Here is a 15,625-nt window from a genome sequence, read left to right on the forward strand (position 1 = left end):
GCCGGTTGCAGCCCTGCACGGGCCTGCTTCAATTGCCGGTGATGGAGCGGATCGCGTCGCGGATCATATCGACGACCGCTCCCGGGGCGGTGACGCTGGGCGTGTGATCGACCGCATGCGCCGTGATCTTCGCCTTCATCCGCTCCGCCATGTAGCGCTGCGTTTCGGGCACGATCATGCGGTCGTCTTCGGCAACCAGAAACCAGCTTGGAACATCCTTCCAGAGCGGGCGTCCGACCGGGACAGTAATGCAGTCCAGCGAAATCGGCCGCTGGACGGCAGCGAGCACGGCTCGATCTCCTGCGGATGCGTGTGGCGCGAACGCCGTCGCGAAGGCTGCTTCGGGTAGCCAAATCAAGCCGTTGCTGTCGGGTGCCAGCTTTGGCGCCTGGGGATGGGGTTCGAGGCGATAGAACACGTCTGCGACCTTCTCGCCCTCGTCGGGAGCAAGCGCCGTCACATAAACCAGAGCCTTGACGCGTTCGGGCCGCGCCAGCGCTATCACCGCACCGGCATAGGCGTGTCCCGCCAATATGATCGGCCCTTCCGTCCGGTCCAGGCTGCGGTTGAGCGCGGCGACGTCCCCGGCGAGAGAGGTCAGCGGAAGCGGCGCCGCCGACACGTTCACAGCCTCCGCCTTCAGCGCCGTTATGACGCGGGCCCAGCTTGATCCATCCGCCCACGCGCCGTGGGCCAGTACCACGCTCACATCCTTGATCGCCATGCTGCTGCTCCTGAGATCGGGGGCGGCCTGTAACCTGCTAAACAGCTATTGACAGGTTATGGATAGCGAGCCATAACTTGTCAACGGCTGTTTAACAGGTTATGCGGTTGGAACCTGCATCGAAGGGGGCCAATCGTGCAGCACAGACTGCCTGCCATTTTTATTGCCGACTCGCTCGGCCTCGATTTCCTGAACTCCATCGCGACGCCGGTCGATACACCCATTGACTGGCTGGACAGCGGCGATGGTCTCTTGAGGTGGCTGGCTCAAGCCAAGCTTGTTCCAGCGGATATTTTGGACGAACTGAAGGCGCGAGCGATGCCAGGTGAACTGGATGAGGTTGCAGATCAGGCTCGTGCGCTGCGCGAGTGGTTCAGAGGCTTCGTTCGCAAACATATGGGCCGGCCGCTTGCGCCCAGGGCGCTTCACGAACTGGATCCTTTGAACAGGCTGCTGGCACGTGACGAAGCGTTCAGCCGGATATCCCGGAATCGTCATGGCGAAGGCAATCGCCTGGAACTGCTGGCGATGCGGCGCTGGCGATCGCCTGAGTCCCTGCTGCTGCCGATCGGCGAAGCGTTGGCGAAGTTCGCGTGTGAAGAAGATTTCGCCAATGTGAAGGCGTGCAGCGGACATGCCTGCACCCTGGTGTTCGCCGACCGTACCCGGAGGCGGGCAAGGAGATGGTGCAGCATGGCCATCTGCGGCAATCGCGCCAAACAGGCCGCGCACCGCAGCCGGCTCAAGAACAAGCACTGACGGGCTGACGAACTCCAAACAAGGCCCAACAAACAGGAGTCTCAACCATGGCCGCCCTTCCCCTGATCGTCTTCGATGTCAACGAGACGCTGCTCGATCTCCAAACGATGGAGCCGACCTTCGAGCGCATCTTCGGCGAAAAGAGCGCCATGCGGCTATGGTTCGCCGACCTCATCCTGTATTCCGCGGCCCTGACTGTGGCCGGCTGCTACGTTCCGTTTACCGATATCGGTTCGGCCGTCATGAAAATGCTGGCGGATACGCGCGGCGTCAGGATTGACGACAGCGACAAGCAAGAGCTCACGGAAAAGTTTTCCACGATGCCGCCCTACCCCGAGGTTCCAGCGGCACTGCGCAAGCTGCGCGATGCGGGTTTTCGGCTCTTCACGCTCACCGACAATCTGCTTGAAGTTCAAACCCGCCAGCTTGAACATGGCGGCATTGTCGATTTGTTTGAGCGAAGATTCAGTGCTGATGGCGTCAAGCACCATAAGCCGTCACGCGAGGCTTACGCTCATGTCGAGAAAGAGCTTGGAGTTGCGCCCTCCCAGCTCTGTCTCATCGCCTGCCACACATGGGACACCCTCGGCGCCGTCGCAGCGGGCTGGGAGGCCGCGCTGATCAAGCGCGTCGGCAACGATGTTTTGGGAGTCGGTCCTCAGCCGCAGTTCGTCGGCGATGACCTGAACGACATTGCCGATCAACTCATCGCTCGACACAAGGGACGGAGCTAGTCAGCCGGTCATGGCGCGCTGAAGGTTTCGAAGCAGATGTTGATCACGGGGCAAGTCAACGTCCGCTTGGGTCATCGCACCGGTTTGACCGCGCACCAGTCACCTCCGGTCTACCTCGACGAACAGACATTCTCGGAGTCATGAGAAATCTTTAACCAGGCGGACGATATCGGAGCAATACGCCCTGCCCCTATTTCCTTGCGGCTTCGGCACGGATATCGATAATCGTAGCAACAAATATTCGTCGTGCAGCGTCGGACCTCAGGGCCCACTGCGTCGCTTCCGCCTTATTGCAGTGAACTCAACATCGGCAGCTCGATCGCTTGCGTCCGGAGATTGCTAAAGGCTGACGTCAATAATCCCGTTCAACAACCGGCACATGAGCCGCGCTGAACCGGCCAGTGTTCTGGCCCTCGCAGCTCGTACGTCCTATTTCTTGCTTGGATCGTCCGCCGGATCGACGTAGGTAATCGCAAAAGGTCCTTCGCCGTGAACCTGAACGACAGCCTCGCTCGTTGTCCAAGCGTAATGATTCATCTTGGCGGGCGCTTCAGCAAAACCGCCTGCCCCTAGTAGTTCGCCTTTTTGCGGGTCGAGTTTATTACCCATCCCGATGTGAAAATCGCCAGAGAGAACGGTTACATATTCGGAAGTCGGGTGATTGTGAGCGGGAATCTTGTAGTCCGCAGGGAGCTTCAATCGAACGGCATACAGGCCAGTTTTGGAAGGATCCCCTGAAACGACCGCCATCTGGGCGCCCGCCGGAAAGACGTTGGGGGCCGGCCCCCACTTGATGTCAGTCGCATTGACCGGCTTCGCCATGTCCTGGGCAAAGCCCATTCCGCCGCTCACCAGAAACGTCACGAGGATTAACATCAGCTTGCGCATTGCCACCTCCTCAATTGGAAAGACTTAAGATTAGCAGATTGAGATGAAACTGTCTGCCGCCCCGTTCATTTCAATGCTGACCGGGACCCCAGGAGATTTCTATTTTTTAATTCATAAGCCGGCCGCGCTCGAGCTGGCCAGAGGAACTTCAATTCACTCCAGCAGGGCCTTAGCTTCCTCAAGATCTGGAGTATCGAGGCCCTCGGTGAACCAAGCATAATGGGGCGCAAGCAGGCTGTGGGCCTCATCAGGGCGGCCCTCAGCGCGCAGAAGTCTGCTGACGCTCATGGCGGTTCTTAGCTCAAGGAGCCGAGCACCCTGCTCTCGGGCCGTTTCAAGAGCTTGGCCCAGACACTTTTTCGCCTCGCCTCGACGGCCCGCCTTGAGAAGCAGTTCTGCTTTCAATCGATGTACCTCAGGCCTGAACCAGCAGTCGTCCGTCTGGTCGGCCGCTTCGCCTATCAGCCGTAATCCACCCTCAATCTCTCCTGCGATCAGATGGGCTTCCGCTGCTCGGGCGAGACGGTACGGTACGTGGAATTTCGACCCTGTTGCGCGCCACGCGGCCAGACCCTCGCGCATAATTGCCAGACCCTCCTCAATGTGCGCTTGCACGACGTTTGCCCATCCGCGCAACATCGTTGCGTTGGCGACTCCAACGGCGGATCCATGCTTTGTGACCATCGGGAGGACGGCGCTTACAAAGTCCTGTACTCTCTGTGGCTCGCGACGAATCTGATGCAGTTCGGCTGCAAACCACAGCGCCTGGGCAAGCGTGGGCGGGATGATCAAGATCGCGCGCAAGCCCAAGACCCTTTTGCATTTGCCGAACGGCCTCGTCGGGATAACCCATCGCCGCCGCAACGATGGCATCACTCGCGTACCCGCAGACAGCCGGGTCATGGCCCCCGAATTGGAGGGCTTGATCCCCATGTTTGTCCCGTCGGTAAATAGCAAGCCCGGACGCGATATGATTGCGTGCCGTGGCAAGGGCGCCAGTTGTTGTGAAGATCGGCCACGCTGCGTGGTGAGCCTGCAGCACAAGCGCAGAATCGCCGCTCGTCTTTGCCATGCTGAACAGCTCGTCCAACAAGCGGCTGGAAGTCAAAATATCACCGCTCGTGTAGGCGATTAGCCATGCTCCCCAGACGGTTGGAAACAGATCCGCGACCCGCTGGGCGTGACCCGCCAACTCGCGAGCCCTGGCGTATACGCGCCCAATCTCCGGGGCCGCCGAGGACGTCGTCGTCATCAACGCCGGTCCCAAAGCAATCAGCAGCTGCAATTCCTGCTCGGCGTGTGCCGCCTTGTCCGGCAGTGCTTCAAGCAGTTCCAACGCGTTCCGAAAATGCGCGACCGCCTCCTTGTTGGCCGACCGCCTTGCAGCCCTGTTCCCTGCCCGCTGCCAATAACGAATGGCCTGCGAACCCAATCCTGCCTGAGTGTAATGTCGAGCAAGAACCTCAGGTTGGGCCTCGCAAACATCCAGGAACTGCTGCTCAAGGGCGCTTGCGATGCGTTCGTGTAACTCGCATCGCTTTGCGCGGAGCAACGTCCCGTAGGCGACGTCCTGTACCAGGGCGTGCTTGAACAGGTAATTCGCATGCGGCGGCCTGCCTTGCCGAAACAGCAAACCGGCCTGAATGAGGCGGTCTAGCGCCGGCTCGAGTTCCGCCTCTGTCTCGCGCGCAACCGAAGCCAGCAAAGCGTGCGAAAACTCCCTCCCTATCGCTGCTCCGATTTGCGCCAGCTTCTTGGCCGGCCCGAGCCGGTCGAGCCGCGCCATCAACGACGCGTGCAGGCTGGCGGGGACCGCGAGAGCCATCGACGGAACAGAAGCGGTGGTTCGCCGGGCCGCGTCCTCGCTCTCCGCTTCCAACACCGCCTTCGTCATCTCCTCCACGAACAAGGGAATACCGTCGGTGCGCTCCACTATCTCCGCCGTCACATCCGCCGATAGCTGCTTGTTCTCGACAAGCCGCGCGATGATCGCGGCCGCCTCACGCTGCCCAAGCCGGTTGAGTGTTAGGGTTGTCACATGCGGCTGCCCTACCCACGGCGCTACGAACTCAGGGCGAAAAGTTACGATAAGCAGTATCTTGAGGGTCGCTATCCGATCTACCGTCCGACCGAGCACTTCCAGGCTGGTCGGATCAATCCAATGCGCATCCTCGAAAATCATCAGCACTGGATTGTGGTGCGCCAGCCCGACGACTTGCGAGATCAGCGCTTCCAGCGTTCTTTGCCTGCGTTGTTCCGGGGCAAGCTCGAGCCCGGGATATCGTCCATCGTTTCGGAGCGAAAGCATTTCCGCAAGCAAGGCAGCATCCCGGGAAGAGGTTGGCGCTTGAGCGAGCACGGAATCGAGCTTGTCGAGCTTCATTTCCGGCGTATCGTCGTGCGACAGGCCGGCAGCCCGTTCCATCTGCCCAATGATCGGATAGAGCGCACTGTCTGCATGGTGGGGGGAGCAGTAATATCGCAAGCGCGTATGGGGTTCAGCGGCCAGATGTTCCAGAACCGCGGCCGTGAGCCGCGATTTCCCGATACCTGCTTCGCCCGAGAGCAGGACGACCTGTCCCTCACCTTCCCTTGCCCTGGACCAGCGGCGAAGAAGCAATTCGGATTCTTCCTCCCGCCCGACGAGTGGAGTCAGCCCGGACGTATGCAGGGCGTCGAAGCGGCTCGCGACAGAACTCCTCCGCAGAGCGGTCCAGGCTCTCGCAGGTCCGGCAATGCCCTTGAGGTTCAGGGTCCCGAGATTCCGGAGTTCGAAGATATTGCCGAGAAGCCTTCGGGTGCTCTCCGCAATAACCACGGCATCCGACTCAGCAATAGCCTGCAAGCGGGCGGCAAGATTTGGCGTCTCGCCCACGACGGCCTGCTCCTGGGCTGCACCCGCGCCAATAAGATCTCCGACGACCACGACCCCGGTCGCGATCCCTATACGTACGTGTAAAGGCGAGCCAGCCGGCGTACGCAGCATGGGGACTGCCTGGCCCAGGGCGAGCCCGGCGCGCACCGCACGCTCGGCATCGTGCTCGTGGGCCTGCGGATACCCGAAATAGGCAAGCACCCCATCACCCATGTACTTGGCAACGAATCCTCCATTGCGTTCGACTGCGGTCGCACAACAATGGTGGTAGGCACCGATGATAGCGCGCAAGTCCTCGGGATCGAACCGGGCTGAGAGGTCTGTCGAGCCGACCAGATCACAGAACATCACCGTGAGCTGACGACGTTCGGCGGCGTCTTTGGGTTGCGCTACAGAAACCGCGGAAGGATGCGGTGTGGCTGAGGTTTCACAGCCAAGCTCACGGATGGCGCGGAGCATCTTGCGGCGATCGCCCAGCAAAACGCCCAGCTTTTCCAGATCCTGATCTGTCAGATCGGGAAGAACCGCGAGATCGATATGGTCCTCTGCGAAACGCTCCGCATACTCGGACATGCCGAGATTCTTGAGCCAGTCGGCAATCTGCTGCATGGCCTTCACCGGCAGTTTTGGAGAACTGACGGAGCGAGAGTTTATCCCGACATTCGCTGGATAGCACGCATTGATACAGAAAAACGTTCGTTTCGGCACCCGATTCAATGAGCCATGGGCAGCATCAAACGGCGCGCCTTTCTTTGCTGGTGGCCTAACACAATTGAGCAAGACATCCGATGAGAGAGAACCTGTTACCGCTACATTCTAGGAGTCCGGCGGCGCGTCTCAAAAGTGCCAACATCGGTCACTCCGGCAAGCCCGCTACTCAGTCTGCACTTAACTTTCCGGGCGGGCCGCCCGTCGGTTTAGCTCAGCGTGTCTCGCCCTCACCAACGAGATGGTCGCGAAAGAATCCAACGACGCTCGCGTCGAAGTCACAGTGAAAGGCCGTTCTGTCGAAGCCGGGCGGATCGGTGCAAAAGCGCGGCAAATTCGCTGCGAACTGCGGCGAGCACGGCGGCAGGAAAGCAAAGTGGCCGGCAGGCACGACATGAATGTCTGGCTTGCCGGGCAGGCTGTTGGCGGTGAGCGCGGAGTTTTTCGGATCCACGCCTCCGCCTCCCAATTCAGATCGCCAGATCAGCAGGGGGATTTCAACCGCCGCCAAGGCTTCCGGCGTGAACATGTAGTTCAATGCAGTGTCGGCAAGCACAGCCGCCCGGATTCGGGGCTCGTGCGGCGGGTTGGATGGAATGTCGCCGCTGCGAAACTGCTCGCAACCTAGCGATTTATTCGACTCCGTGCAGTAGGGTGCGATCCTGCGAAAATCCGGATTGCCTCCCGCCAACACCAGGCCGGTATAGGCACCGGCGGAGAAGCCGAAGAAGCCGATTTTAGCGTGATCGATAGCCGCTCGGTCTTTCCAGTCGTTCAGCATGAAATCGAGCAAGCCGATCATATCCGCCGGACGTGACGCAAGGACGGACAGGCTGTCGCGTTTCGATGAGTCGCTGCCGTTGTCGCCGGGATGGTTGATGGCGGCGACGACAAAGCCGGCCTCGGCCAGTGCTTCCACAACGTCATCGTGGCCCCCGAACCAGCCGCCGCGGCCGTGCGAGACAATGACCAGCGGCAGCTTTGTCCCCGTGACAGGACAGTCCTTTACGCCCTGAAGCGAATCGACAAATTGCACCGCAAGACTGCCGAGCGGCACTCTCCGCGGCTCTGCTGCGCATGGATACCAAATGGCGCCTGCCAGATTTGGATCGGAATCGAGAAGCTGAATGCCGGCAGCCTGCGCGCAAGAGTCCGGACAACACAGGATGATGGCATAAGCCCGATACTTCCCAAGCACCGAAGCAGCCCCCCATCCGGCAAACGCACTGGCCGTCAGTCGGTGAAACAGGACTCGCCGATTACCTTTGGCTCGTCCGCGGCAATACGATCTTGAACTCGGTGAAAAGTCCGGGCTCCGTCTCGACATCGATGCTGCCGCCATGCTGTTTGACGATGATGTCGTGGCTCATCGACAGGCCAAGTCCGGTCCCTTCGCCAGACGGCTTGGTCGTGAAGAACGGGTTGAATATCTTCTCTTTTACCTCTTCCGGGATGCCGGTCCCGTTGTCGCGAATACGGATTTCGATCCTGTCTCCGAGGTTCCTCGTCGCAGCAGAAAGCATTGGCTCGAAGCCGTCACCGACCTCCGCCTTGCGCTTTGTCGTGGCGTAGAACCCGTTCGATATGAGATTGAGTAGAACTCGCGTGATCTCTTGCGGATAGACGTCAGCCATGCCGACGGACGGATCGAGATCGCGTTGAAGGGCGATACTGAGCCCTGTTCTTTCCGCCCGGGCACCGTGATAGGCGAGGTTCATGCTCTCGTCGACGATCGCGTTGATGTCCGCCGGACGATGCTCGCCGGAACCTTCACGGGAGTGCTGCAGCATGTTTTTCACGATCGAGTCGGCGCGCTTGCCGTGCTGAACGACCTTTTCGAGGTTGCTCTTCAGCGTTTGCGCCAATTCGTCCAGTTCGCCGCGTATCTTGGTGTCGAGCGTGGCGCCCGCAAGCAGGTCGTTCATCTCTTCAACCAGTTCCGACGACAGCGCCGAGAAATTGTTGACGAAGTTGAGCGGGTTCTTGATCTCGTGGGCGATACCGGCGGTAAGCTGGCCGAGCGAGGCGAGCTTCTCCGTCTGCACCAGTCGGTCTTGCGCGGCGCGCAGTTCCTCAAGAGAGGCGGCGAGTTCTTTGGTGCGTGCCTTGGTTTCCTCAAACAACCGCACGTTCTCTACCGCGATCACCGCCTGGTCGGCAAAGGTTTGCACCAGATCGATCTGGCTTTTGGTGAAGGTGCCGGGTTCAGGCCGTGTCAGCACCAGCACGCCTTCGACTCTGTCGTCCCTGAGCATTGGAACGCCCAGCGTCGCGCGAATTCTGCTCAGGGAACCCGTGGGCATTTCCATTTCCGGGTCATCAAGAACATCGGGAATGATTTCGACCTTTCCCGATGCGATGACGCGCGAGGTGGCCGAACCGCGGCCGGCCTTTGGCGGATTCGCTGCCCAATATTGCAGGAATTCGGCTGTCGTACTGGACGCCGCCTTCAAAGGAAAGACGTCGCCTTCGCGAAGGAAGATCGACCCCCTGTTGGCATCACTCAACTTGACTGCGGACGTTATCAGGGTCTCGAGAACAGTTTGCAGATCGAAAGCCGAGCGGCTGATGACCTTGAGGACTTCTGCGGTCGCGGTCTGCTGTTCCAGCGCCTCGGAGAGATCGGCGGTCTTCGCCTTGACCTCGTCGAACAGGCGTACATTCTCGATGGCAATCACGGCCTGATCAGCAAAGGTTTCGAGAAGCTGGATGTAATGGGCGGCAAAAGAACCAGGCTCCTTGCGCGTGACGCTGATTGCACCGATAACTTTACCCTTGCTCATCAGCGGCACGATTAATTGGCTGCGAAAGCCTCGCAATCGCGCCAGTTCCCGCAGATCGGGTATTTTGGCCCATTCGATTTCAACGTCGGGAATGTGGACGATCTCGCCATTGCGGAGTTGTTCTCTCCGCGGAAGCGCGGACAACGGTCTGGGGAACGACGCTTGCAGAGCCCTATCGGCCTCGGGGTCGGTTCGCGTGAAGGCCATCAGGTGCAACGTGTCCTCGACGAGGCTGTACACCGCGGTCGACAGGGCTTCCACCAGCCGGTTCGATCTCTCCGCTATGGCGTCGAATACCGGCTGAACGTCCGACGGCGAACTGGCGATCACCTTCAGGACGTCAGCTGTTGCGGTCTGTCGCTCAAGCGCCTCTTTGGTTTCGTTGAACAATCTCGTGTTTTCGATCGCGATCAGGGCCTGGTCGCGGAACGACTCGGCCAGCGCGATTTCGTTGTCACCAAATCTACCGGCATGCGTTCCGGCGATCCCCAGCAGGCCGATGCATTCCCCCTCGCGCAGGAGTGGCAGGTAAAGCGCCGAGTTGAAGCCGAAAGTTTCGCGGATGTGGCGCTCATATTCGGGCAGTTCGACCGCCGACCAGTCCGGCAAATGCAGGTTCTTCCTGGTGACGATGGCGCGCGACGGGAAATTGGCGTCTGTGTCGATCGCAACGGGCGCAAGATCGGGGACAGGAAGAGGTCCTTCCGGCCCCGCCATTGCTACAAGCCAGTAGGTGGTGGCGTCGCAACGCAGGATGAACGCCTTGTCGCGTCGGATCAGCCGCGCCGCGGTGAGCACGATGGAGTCAAATACCGGCTGCACGTCGGTCGGCGATCGACTGATGACGCGCAGAATATCGGAAGTCGCGGTTTGCCTGGCCAACGCCTCCTTGGTCTCGCTAACGAGCCGGGCGTTCTCCCGCGCGATTCCGTCGCGCTCGGCAAGACTTGACTTGAGTTCCTGCTCAAGCTCGGCAACCCCTCGCTTGGGATCAGACTCGAGGGCATCGCGTTGCGTCGTCATTCGGCGAGGGCTTTTCTGGCTGTCTGCAGCCCGCCCTGCGCGCGTTTTTCCTCGCGGTCTATCAAACGGCTATCGCCTGCGGCATCCGCCGCCGGTCGCCGTTTCCTGCGTTTGCCGGTCAAAAAAGCCCCCCAATTTTATGAACTCAGCCCGGGCCATAGAAGCATACCCAACAGTCGCTCGGCTAGGGGTGAGAACTCGCCATAGCGCAATGGAAAGGCTAATAAAACCCATGAAAATGATGGACCGGCCCATGGCCGCGCCCAACACCGAGGCGGTCCGCTGCCGCGATCGCGGCGCTGAGCCAGGCCTTGGCGGCGCGAACCGCGGTTTCCATGTCCTCACCCTTGGCAAGCCCGGCAGCGATCGCCGAGGACAGCGAGCAACCGGTGCCGTGGGTATTTTTGGTCGCGATACGCGGCGCCGACAGCGCGACGGTACCGCTGCCACGGATGAGATAGTCGATGCTCTCACTGCCCTGCCCGTGCCCGCCCTTGATCAGCACCGCCGGACAACCCATCGCCAGCAGCCGCTTGCCCTGGCTCTCGATCGCAGCCTCGCCCACCGCGACCGGCTCGTCCAGCAAGGCGGCGGCCTCCGGCAGGTTCGGCGTGATCAGCGACGCCAGTGGAATGAGCTGGGTTCGCAAGCCTGCAACGGCGTCCGCCGCCAGCAGACGATCCCCTGACGTCGCCACCATCACCGGATCGAGCACGATATGTTGTGGCGACCAGCGCTTGAGCGCCGCGACGACGGCGTCAATGGTCGGAAGCTGCGCCAGCATGCCGATCTTGACGGCCTTGACGTCGAGATCGCCAAACACCGCATCGATTTGCGCGGTCACGAAATCGGCGGGCACATCGTGAATGCCGCTGACGCCGCTCGTGTTCTGGGCGGTCAGGGCCGTGATGACGGAAGCGCCGTAGACGCCGAGCGCGGCAAATGTCTTCAGGTCGGCCTGGATGCCGGCGCCGCCTGACGAATCCGAGCCGGCGATGGTGAGCGCTATGGGCATCGCCGTCATTCGGCCCACAGCGATTTCAGCTGTCGTGAGGAGCTCATGTCCTGTCCTAGCGCGCTGTGTTATTGCCAGCAAGTTCCCGAGCGCTATATTGAGCCCAACCTTTCGGAGACAGCAGCGATGGTTCCCTTTTTCGTCCAGTTCAAATGCAAGCTCGGGCAGTCCTATGCCGTCGCCAACGCGCTTGCCGAGGCCGAGATCGCCTCCGAAATTTATTCCACCGCGGGCGATTACGATCTGCTGGTGAAATTCTACGTCGACAACGACACCGATATCGGGCATTTCGTCAACGAAAAGGTGCAGGTCATTCCCGGCATTCAGGACACCCACACCATCATCACCTTCAAGGCGTTCGGCCCGGGTTAGGGGCGTGGACTCCCATACTTGGAAACCCTGCCACCGGGCGCGCTGGTCGTAGCGCCGCGCCGCCATCGAACCTGGAGTGCCGATCCTGCAACCCGAATTGACAGTCACCTTTGGCCGGCTGAAATCATTCATTCATGAAGCGCTGACGAAGCTCGGCTTGCCGGATTCGGACGCCCAAACGGTCGCCGCGCTGATGGCGCAAGCGGACCTGCAGGGATCGGACGGACACGGCGTGACCCGCCTGCCGCAATATGCCCGTCGCATCAAGGCGGGCGGCTTCAACGTTCGGCCGAACATCCAGGTGGTGCGCGAGCAAGCCGGCACGGCGCTCTTGAATGGCGACAACGGCATGGGCCACCTCGTCATGAAGCGCGCCGCCGAGATCGCGATCGAAAAAGCGCGCAACACCGGCATTGCATGGGTCAGCTCGCAATTCAGCAACCATGCCGGGCCGGCGTCGCTTTACGCCAGCATGCCGCTCGCCCACGACATGATCGGACTTTATTTCGCTGTCGGGAACGCCAACCATCTTCCGCCCTGGGGTGGCCTCGACATGCTGCTATCGACCAACCCGATCGCCGCCGCGATTCCGGCCGGCGACGAGAAGCCGATCGTGCTCGATATGGCGACGACGGTCGCGGCCTATGGAAAAGTGAAGACAAAGGCGCTGCGCGGCGAGACCATGCCGGAGGGCTGGATGATCGACCGGCAGGGCAAGCCCCTGACCGATCCGAAACGCGCCGACGAAGGCATGCTGCTGCCGCTGGGCGGCATGGAGGCCGGCTACAAGGGCTACGGGCTTGCGATGATCATCGGCCTGCTCGCGGGCACGCTCGGAGGTGCTGCGATGGGCAAAGAGGTGATCGATTTCAATCACGATGACAGCAGCGTCACCAACACCGGCCAGGCGATCGCGGCCATCAACATCGCCGCATTCGGCGATGTCGGCGTGTTCAAGGCGAGCGTCGATACCCTCGTGCGCGATTTTCGCAACAGCAGCCGGATGCCGGGCGTCGACCGGATTTTCGTTCCCGGCGAGCATAGCCATGCCACGCGGGCGGCGCGGACCCGCGATGGAATTCCGATCGCCGCCGCGCTGATGCGTGGGCTGGACCAGGTCGCCGACGAACTCGGAATTGCAAGACTCGCCTAGGGCGTGAACCCATAAATTCAGAGTGATTGGACGGCCGCTTCGGTGCGCATTCCGCAGTCAAGCCGGACATCGCGTGAGGCCCGAAAAACCTCAACAAGAGACCCATGCGGCAGCCAACAGCATCCTGATTCGATCCCCGCCCGGAGGTTGTTTCTACCCCATCCGAATTCCGGGGAGACGGCCGGCATCTCCCGTGAGGACTTTTCGGGATCAGCCGGCATATGCCTTGTCGAGGTCGGCGATGACGATCTTTTGCATCTTCAACATGGCCTGCATGGCGCGATCGGCCTTTTTGCGATCGGGATCGCTCAGGTAACGGCCGAGGGCCGTGGGCACAACCTGCCAGGACAGACCGAACTTGTCCTTGAGCCATCCGCATTTCGATTCCTTGCCGCCGTCGGCGATCAGTCTGTTCCAGAAGTAGTCCACCTCTTCCTGGCTCTCGACGCTGACGAAGAAGGAGATCGCCTCGTTGAACTTGTATTTTGGGCCGCCATTGAGGGCGTTGAACTTCTGCCCCGCGAGTTCGAAGGTCGCCATGAAGTCATTGACGGTTTCGACCCTGGCATCGGGAAACACCGATTCGTAGAAGGCGACAGCCTCGGGGACGTTGTTGTCGAACCAGAGGAACGGCGTGATCGAAGTCATGACGGATGTCCTTGTTGATTGGGTTCAGACGGGCGGGTATCCGTCGGCTTTGTCTCGAAGGCGGTGGCGCGGGCGAGATGGGGCGACGGATATCAGGGAAAATCGTTGGCCATCATGAACTCCGTTTGCGTGGGCTCGCTCGAAGGACGAACGGGGGGACGGGAGTCCGACAGGGTGTCTGATTTTTTTGCCGGTCGATTGGCCTGATATGGAAGAGGCCGTTTATTGGGGCGGCCCTAATCATCCCGGACGCGCTCGCCACGCCGAAATTCAGACGGTCAGACGATTCGGTCGCGAATTGGCGCACGCGCATCACGAACGGGCAAGGTTACCTGCCCGCCAGACTTGGAAGTAGCGGTCCTGGCGATGGCGCTTATTCTTAGCGGCAAAGACCCTATCTGCTTTAGCCGTATCTGTACCACGCGCGCAACTCGATCGAACGGTTATCTGACAAGATCAAGCAACATCGGCGTGTCGCGACCCGACAACAGCTTGCGGCCAACCATCTGGCCTTCATCAAGTTCGCATCAATCCGCATTTGGTCGCGTGCCAATCAGTCCGCGCCTCAGGTGGAATGCACCCCCTCGCTCCCCGGCGAAGGAATTTTGTTTCAAAATATTTCTGACATCGCCCTCGTAACACAGCGCAACGCGCCGGGGTGGCCACGAGAATATCTCGTTAAGATCATTAACCTTACGCTTGGCTCGCAAGAGCCTTGCGGCGCGCCGGCTCCTCCTGTTGGCGCTGACCGACATCGGGGCTGACCGTGGATCGCGATGTTCGATACCATCATTCTGCTTTCGGGTGCCGCCGAGCATTCCACGTTTCCGGCCGTGTTTCGCGGACACAATCCGCTGCTGTCGGTGATACCCGTCGGCACATCAGCCGAGCTTGAGGCCTTGAACCCGGATCTGCTTCGCCGGGCCCGGCTGATCGGGTTCGTTACGCCGGTCATCGTCCCCGAGACCATCCTCACCCGGCTCGGCTACGGCGCCGTCAATTTTCATCCAGGTCCGCCCGGCTACCCCGGATGGGCGCCGGCACACTTCGCGCTTTACAATCGGGAAACGGAATTCGGCGCGACGGCGCATGTCATGACCGAACAGGTGGATGCAGGTCCGATCATCGACGTCGCGCTGTTTCCTGTTCCAGCCGGGACCTCCGTGCTTGCGCTGGAGGGGATGGCTTATGCCCGTCTCGCGCAATTATTCTGGCGCATGGCCAAATCGCTCGCCACGGATCCGGAGCCGCCGCGAACGCTCTCGCTCCAATGGAGCAGCAGGAAATATTCCCGCCGCGCCTATCGGACGATGTGCGATATTCCTCTCGACATCCCGAAGGATGAACTGCAGCGCCGAATCGAGGTGTTCGGCGGCAACCATTTCGGAATGTCGCCGACGATCAATCTGCACGGCGTCGAGTTTCGCGCGGTGATGCCGCCTGGCGGGCAAACCGCCGCCTAGTCACCAGCGCCGTCCCCAGCCGCCCCTGTAACCCCAGCCTCCGTAGTACCCTCCGTAATAGGGTCCGTAGCCGTAATAGACCGGCGGTCCAACGACGTAGGCGGGTCCGGGGCCATAGCCCGGGGGCGGCCCGTACTCGTCCACTTCTTCGTCGGCGACCATCGGCCCGCGCGGTGCGCGCCGCGCCGTCGCCATCCCGAGATTCTGGGCGATGGCATAACCATCCTGGCCGTTCAGCGAGGTCTGGCACCAACCGTTGGTGCACTTGCCGACCTCGACCGTCGTTCCCTTCGGAATCAGCGTGAGAACCGGGCTGTCGGTGCCGGGTGATTTACGCAGATTGGTATCCGCCGTTATGGTAATCGGCTTGGCGCTTGCGCAAACCGCCGACAGGAACGTGAAGATTACGGCCGATGCCGCGACCCGTCCGAAACTCATGGTGTCCTCTTTTTTCCCTTCTGTAGCCTCGCCGCCCGCCGC

General features: G+C 60.8%; 14 protein-coding genes and 1 pseudogene. 6 read left to right on the forward strand and 9 right to left on the reverse strand.

The genetic code is table 11. From position 1 onward, the window contains the following. Window positions 1–28: 28 nt before the first annotated feature. Entirely contained in the window at window positions 29–724 is a 696-nt protein-coding gene (locus tag B5527_RS27245; protein WP_079604283.1) for an alpha/beta fold hydrolase, read from the reverse strand. A gap of 135 nt (window positions 725–859) precedes the next feature. On the opposite strand from B5527_RS27245, the gene B5527_RS27250 reads away from it, so the two are divergent. Together B5527_RS27250 and B5527_RS27255 are read left to right on the forward strand one after the other, a co-directional pair. Next, window positions 860–1,483 carry a CGNR zinc finger domain-containing protein gene (locus B5527_RS27250; protein WP_425305030.1) on the forward strand — a complete coding sequence of 208 codons (624 nt, stop codon included), beginning with the start codon at window positions 860–862 and terminating at the stop codon, window positions 1,481–1,483. Window positions 1,484–1,530: 47 nt separating this feature from the next. Beyond that, window positions 1,531–2,217: a haloacid dehalogenase type II gene (locus B5527_RS27255; protein ID WP_079604284.1), complete on the forward strand. Its 687-nt coding sequence runs from the start codon at window positions 1,531–1,533 to the stop codon at window positions 2,215–2,217. A gap of 429 nt (window positions 2,218–2,646) precedes the next feature. Here the strand turns inward: B5527_RS27255 and B5527_RS27260 are convergent, their stop codons facing one another. The 6 genes from B5527_RS27260 to thiD form a co-directional block, all read right to left on the reverse strand. Continuing rightward, on the reverse strand, window positions 2,647–3,105 hold the full coding sequence (locus tag B5527_RS27260) for a cupin domain-containing protein (RefSeq protein WP_079604285.1): 459 nt from the start codon (window positions 3,103–3,105) through the stop codon (window positions 2,647–2,649). Between the two features lie 153 nt (window positions 3,106–3,258). Then, window positions 3,259–3,687: a hypothetical protein gene (locus B5527_RS27265; RefSeq protein WP_154072556.1), complete on the reverse strand. Its 429-nt coding sequence runs from the start codon at window positions 3,685–3,687 to the stop codon at window positions 3,259–3,261. Window positions 3,688–3,703: 16 nt separating this feature from the next. Continuing rightward, a complete protein-coding gene (locus tag B5527_RS27270) occupies window positions 3,704–6,589 on the reverse strand; it encodes an ATP-binding protein (protein WP_079604287.1) in 2,886 nt (961 codons plus the stop codon). Between the two features lie 313 nt (window positions 6,590–6,902). Further along, entirely contained in the window at window positions 6,903–8,030 is a 1,128-nt protein-coding gene (locus B5527_RS47415) for an alpha/beta hydrolase family protein (RefSeq protein ID WP_338065034.1), read from the reverse strand. Next, window positions 7,948–10,494 (reverse strand): GAF domain-containing sensor histidine kinase, encoded by a 2,547-nt coding sequence (locus B5527_RS27280; RefSeq protein ID WP_079604289.1) that lies wholly within the window; start codon window positions 10,492–10,494, stop codon window positions 7,948–7,950. The genes B5527_RS47415 and B5527_RS27280 overlap by 83 nt, the downstream gene beginning before the upstream one ends. Window positions 10,495–10,714: 220 nt before the next feature. Then, entirely contained in the window at window positions 10,715–11,518 is an 804-nt protein-coding gene (thiD, locus tag B5527_RS27285; protein WP_079604290.1) for a bifunctional hydroxymethylpyrimidine kinase/phosphomethylpyrimidine kinase, read from the reverse strand. A 117-nt stretch (window positions 11,519–11,635) separates the two neighbouring features. Here thiD and B5527_RS27290 point away from each other — a divergent pair, with 117 nt between their 5' ends. Both B5527_RS27290 and B5527_RS27295 read left to right on the forward strand, forming a co-directional pair. Then, window positions 11,636–11,881: an Lrp/AsnC ligand binding domain-containing protein gene (locus B5527_RS27290; RefSeq protein ID WP_027541873.1), complete on the forward strand. Its 246-nt coding sequence runs from the start codon at window positions 11,636–11,638 to the stop codon at window positions 11,879–11,881. Between the two features lie 76 nt (window positions 11,882–11,957). Then, window positions 11,958–13,034 (forward strand): Ldh family oxidoreductase, encoded by a 1,077-nt coding sequence (locus tag B5527_RS27295; RefSeq protein WP_245332267.1) that lies wholly within the window; start codon window positions 11,958–11,960, stop codon window positions 13,032–13,034. Window positions 13,035–13,244: 210 nt separating this feature from the next. Here B5527_RS27295 and B5527_RS27300 read toward each other — a convergent pair whose 3' ends face one another. Next, on the reverse strand, window positions 13,245–13,682 hold the full coding sequence (locus tag B5527_RS27300) for a VOC family protein (RefSeq protein ID WP_079604291.1): 438 nt from the start codon (window positions 13,680–13,682) through the stop codon (window positions 13,245–13,247). Between the two features lie 390 nt (window positions 13,683–14,072). On the opposite strand from B5527_RS27300, the pseudogene B5527_RS46625 reads away from it, so the two are divergent. Then, window positions 14,073–14,248: pseudogene (locus tag B5527_RS46625) on the forward strand (IS5/IS1182 family transposase); the annotation flags it as partial. 210 nt (window positions 14,249–14,458) lie between these two features. Further along, window positions 14,459–15,145 (forward strand): formyltransferase family protein, encoded by a 687-nt coding sequence (locus B5527_RS27305; RefSeq protein ID WP_079604292.1) that lies wholly within the window; start codon window positions 14,459–14,461, stop codon window positions 15,143–15,145. Here the strand turns inward: B5527_RS27305 and B5527_RS27310 are convergent, their stop codons facing one another. After that, complete coding sequence (locus B5527_RS27310; protein ID WP_079604293.1) at window positions 15,146–15,583, reverse strand: SH3 domain-containing protein; 438 nt, start codon at window positions 15,581–15,583, stop codon at window positions 15,146–15,148. Window positions 15,584–15,625: the final 42 nt, after the last annotated feature.

The organism is Bradyrhizobium erythrophlei (assembly GCF_900129425.1).
Lineage (GTDB): Bacteria > Pseudomonadota > Alphaproteobacteria > Rhizobiales > Xanthobacteraceae > Bradyrhizobium > Bradyrhizobium erythrophlei_C.

Coding starts and splice junctions, on each gene's coding strand:
- B5527_RS27245 (WP_079604283.1), bottom strand. CDS start 724: ATGGCGATCAAGGATGTGAGCGTGGTACTGGCCCACGGCGCGTGGGCG.
- B5527_RS47415 (WP_338065034.1), bottom strand. CDS start 8,030: ATGGCGGCAGCATCGATGTCGAGACGGAGCCCGGACTTTTCACCGAGT.
- B5527_RS27270 (WP_079604287.1), bottom strand. CDS start 6,589: ATGCAGCAGATTGCCGACTGGCTCAAGAATCTCGGCATGTCCGAGTAT.
- B5527_RS27265 (WP_154072556.1), bottom strand. CDS start 3,687: ATGCGCGAGGGTCTGGCCGCGTGGCGCGCAACAGGGTCGAAATTCCAC.
- B5527_RS27310 (WP_079604293.1), bottom strand. CDS start 15,583: ATGAGTTTCGGACGGGTCGCGGCATCGGCCGTAATCTTCACGTTCCTG.
- B5527_RS27280 (WP_079604289.1), bottom strand. CDS start 10,494: ATGACGACGCAACGCGATGCCCTCGAGTCTGATCCCAAGCGAGGGGTT.
- B5527_RS27260 (WP_079604285.1), bottom strand. CDS start 3,105: ATGCGCAAGCTGATGTTAATCCTCGTGACGTTTCTGGTGAGCGGCGGA.
- B5527_RS27290 (WP_027541873.1), top strand. CDS start 11,636: ATGGTTCCCTTTTTCGTCCAGTTCAAATGCAAGCTCGGGCAGTCCTAT.
- B5527_RS27255 (WP_079604284.1), top strand. CDS start 1,531: ATGGCCGCCCTTCCCCTGATCGTCTTCGATGTCAACGAGACGCTGCTC.
- B5527_RS27300 (WP_079604291.1), bottom strand. CDS start 13,682: ATGACTTCGATCACGCCGTTCCTCTGGTTCGACAACAACGTCCCCGAG.
- B5527_RS27305 (WP_079604292.1), top strand. CDS start 14,459: ATGTTCGATACCATCATTCTGCTTTCGGGTGCCGCCGAGCATTCCACG.
- thiD (WP_079604290.1), bottom strand. CDS start 11,518: ATGACGGCGATGCCCATAGCGCTCACCATCGCCGGCTCGGATTCGTCA.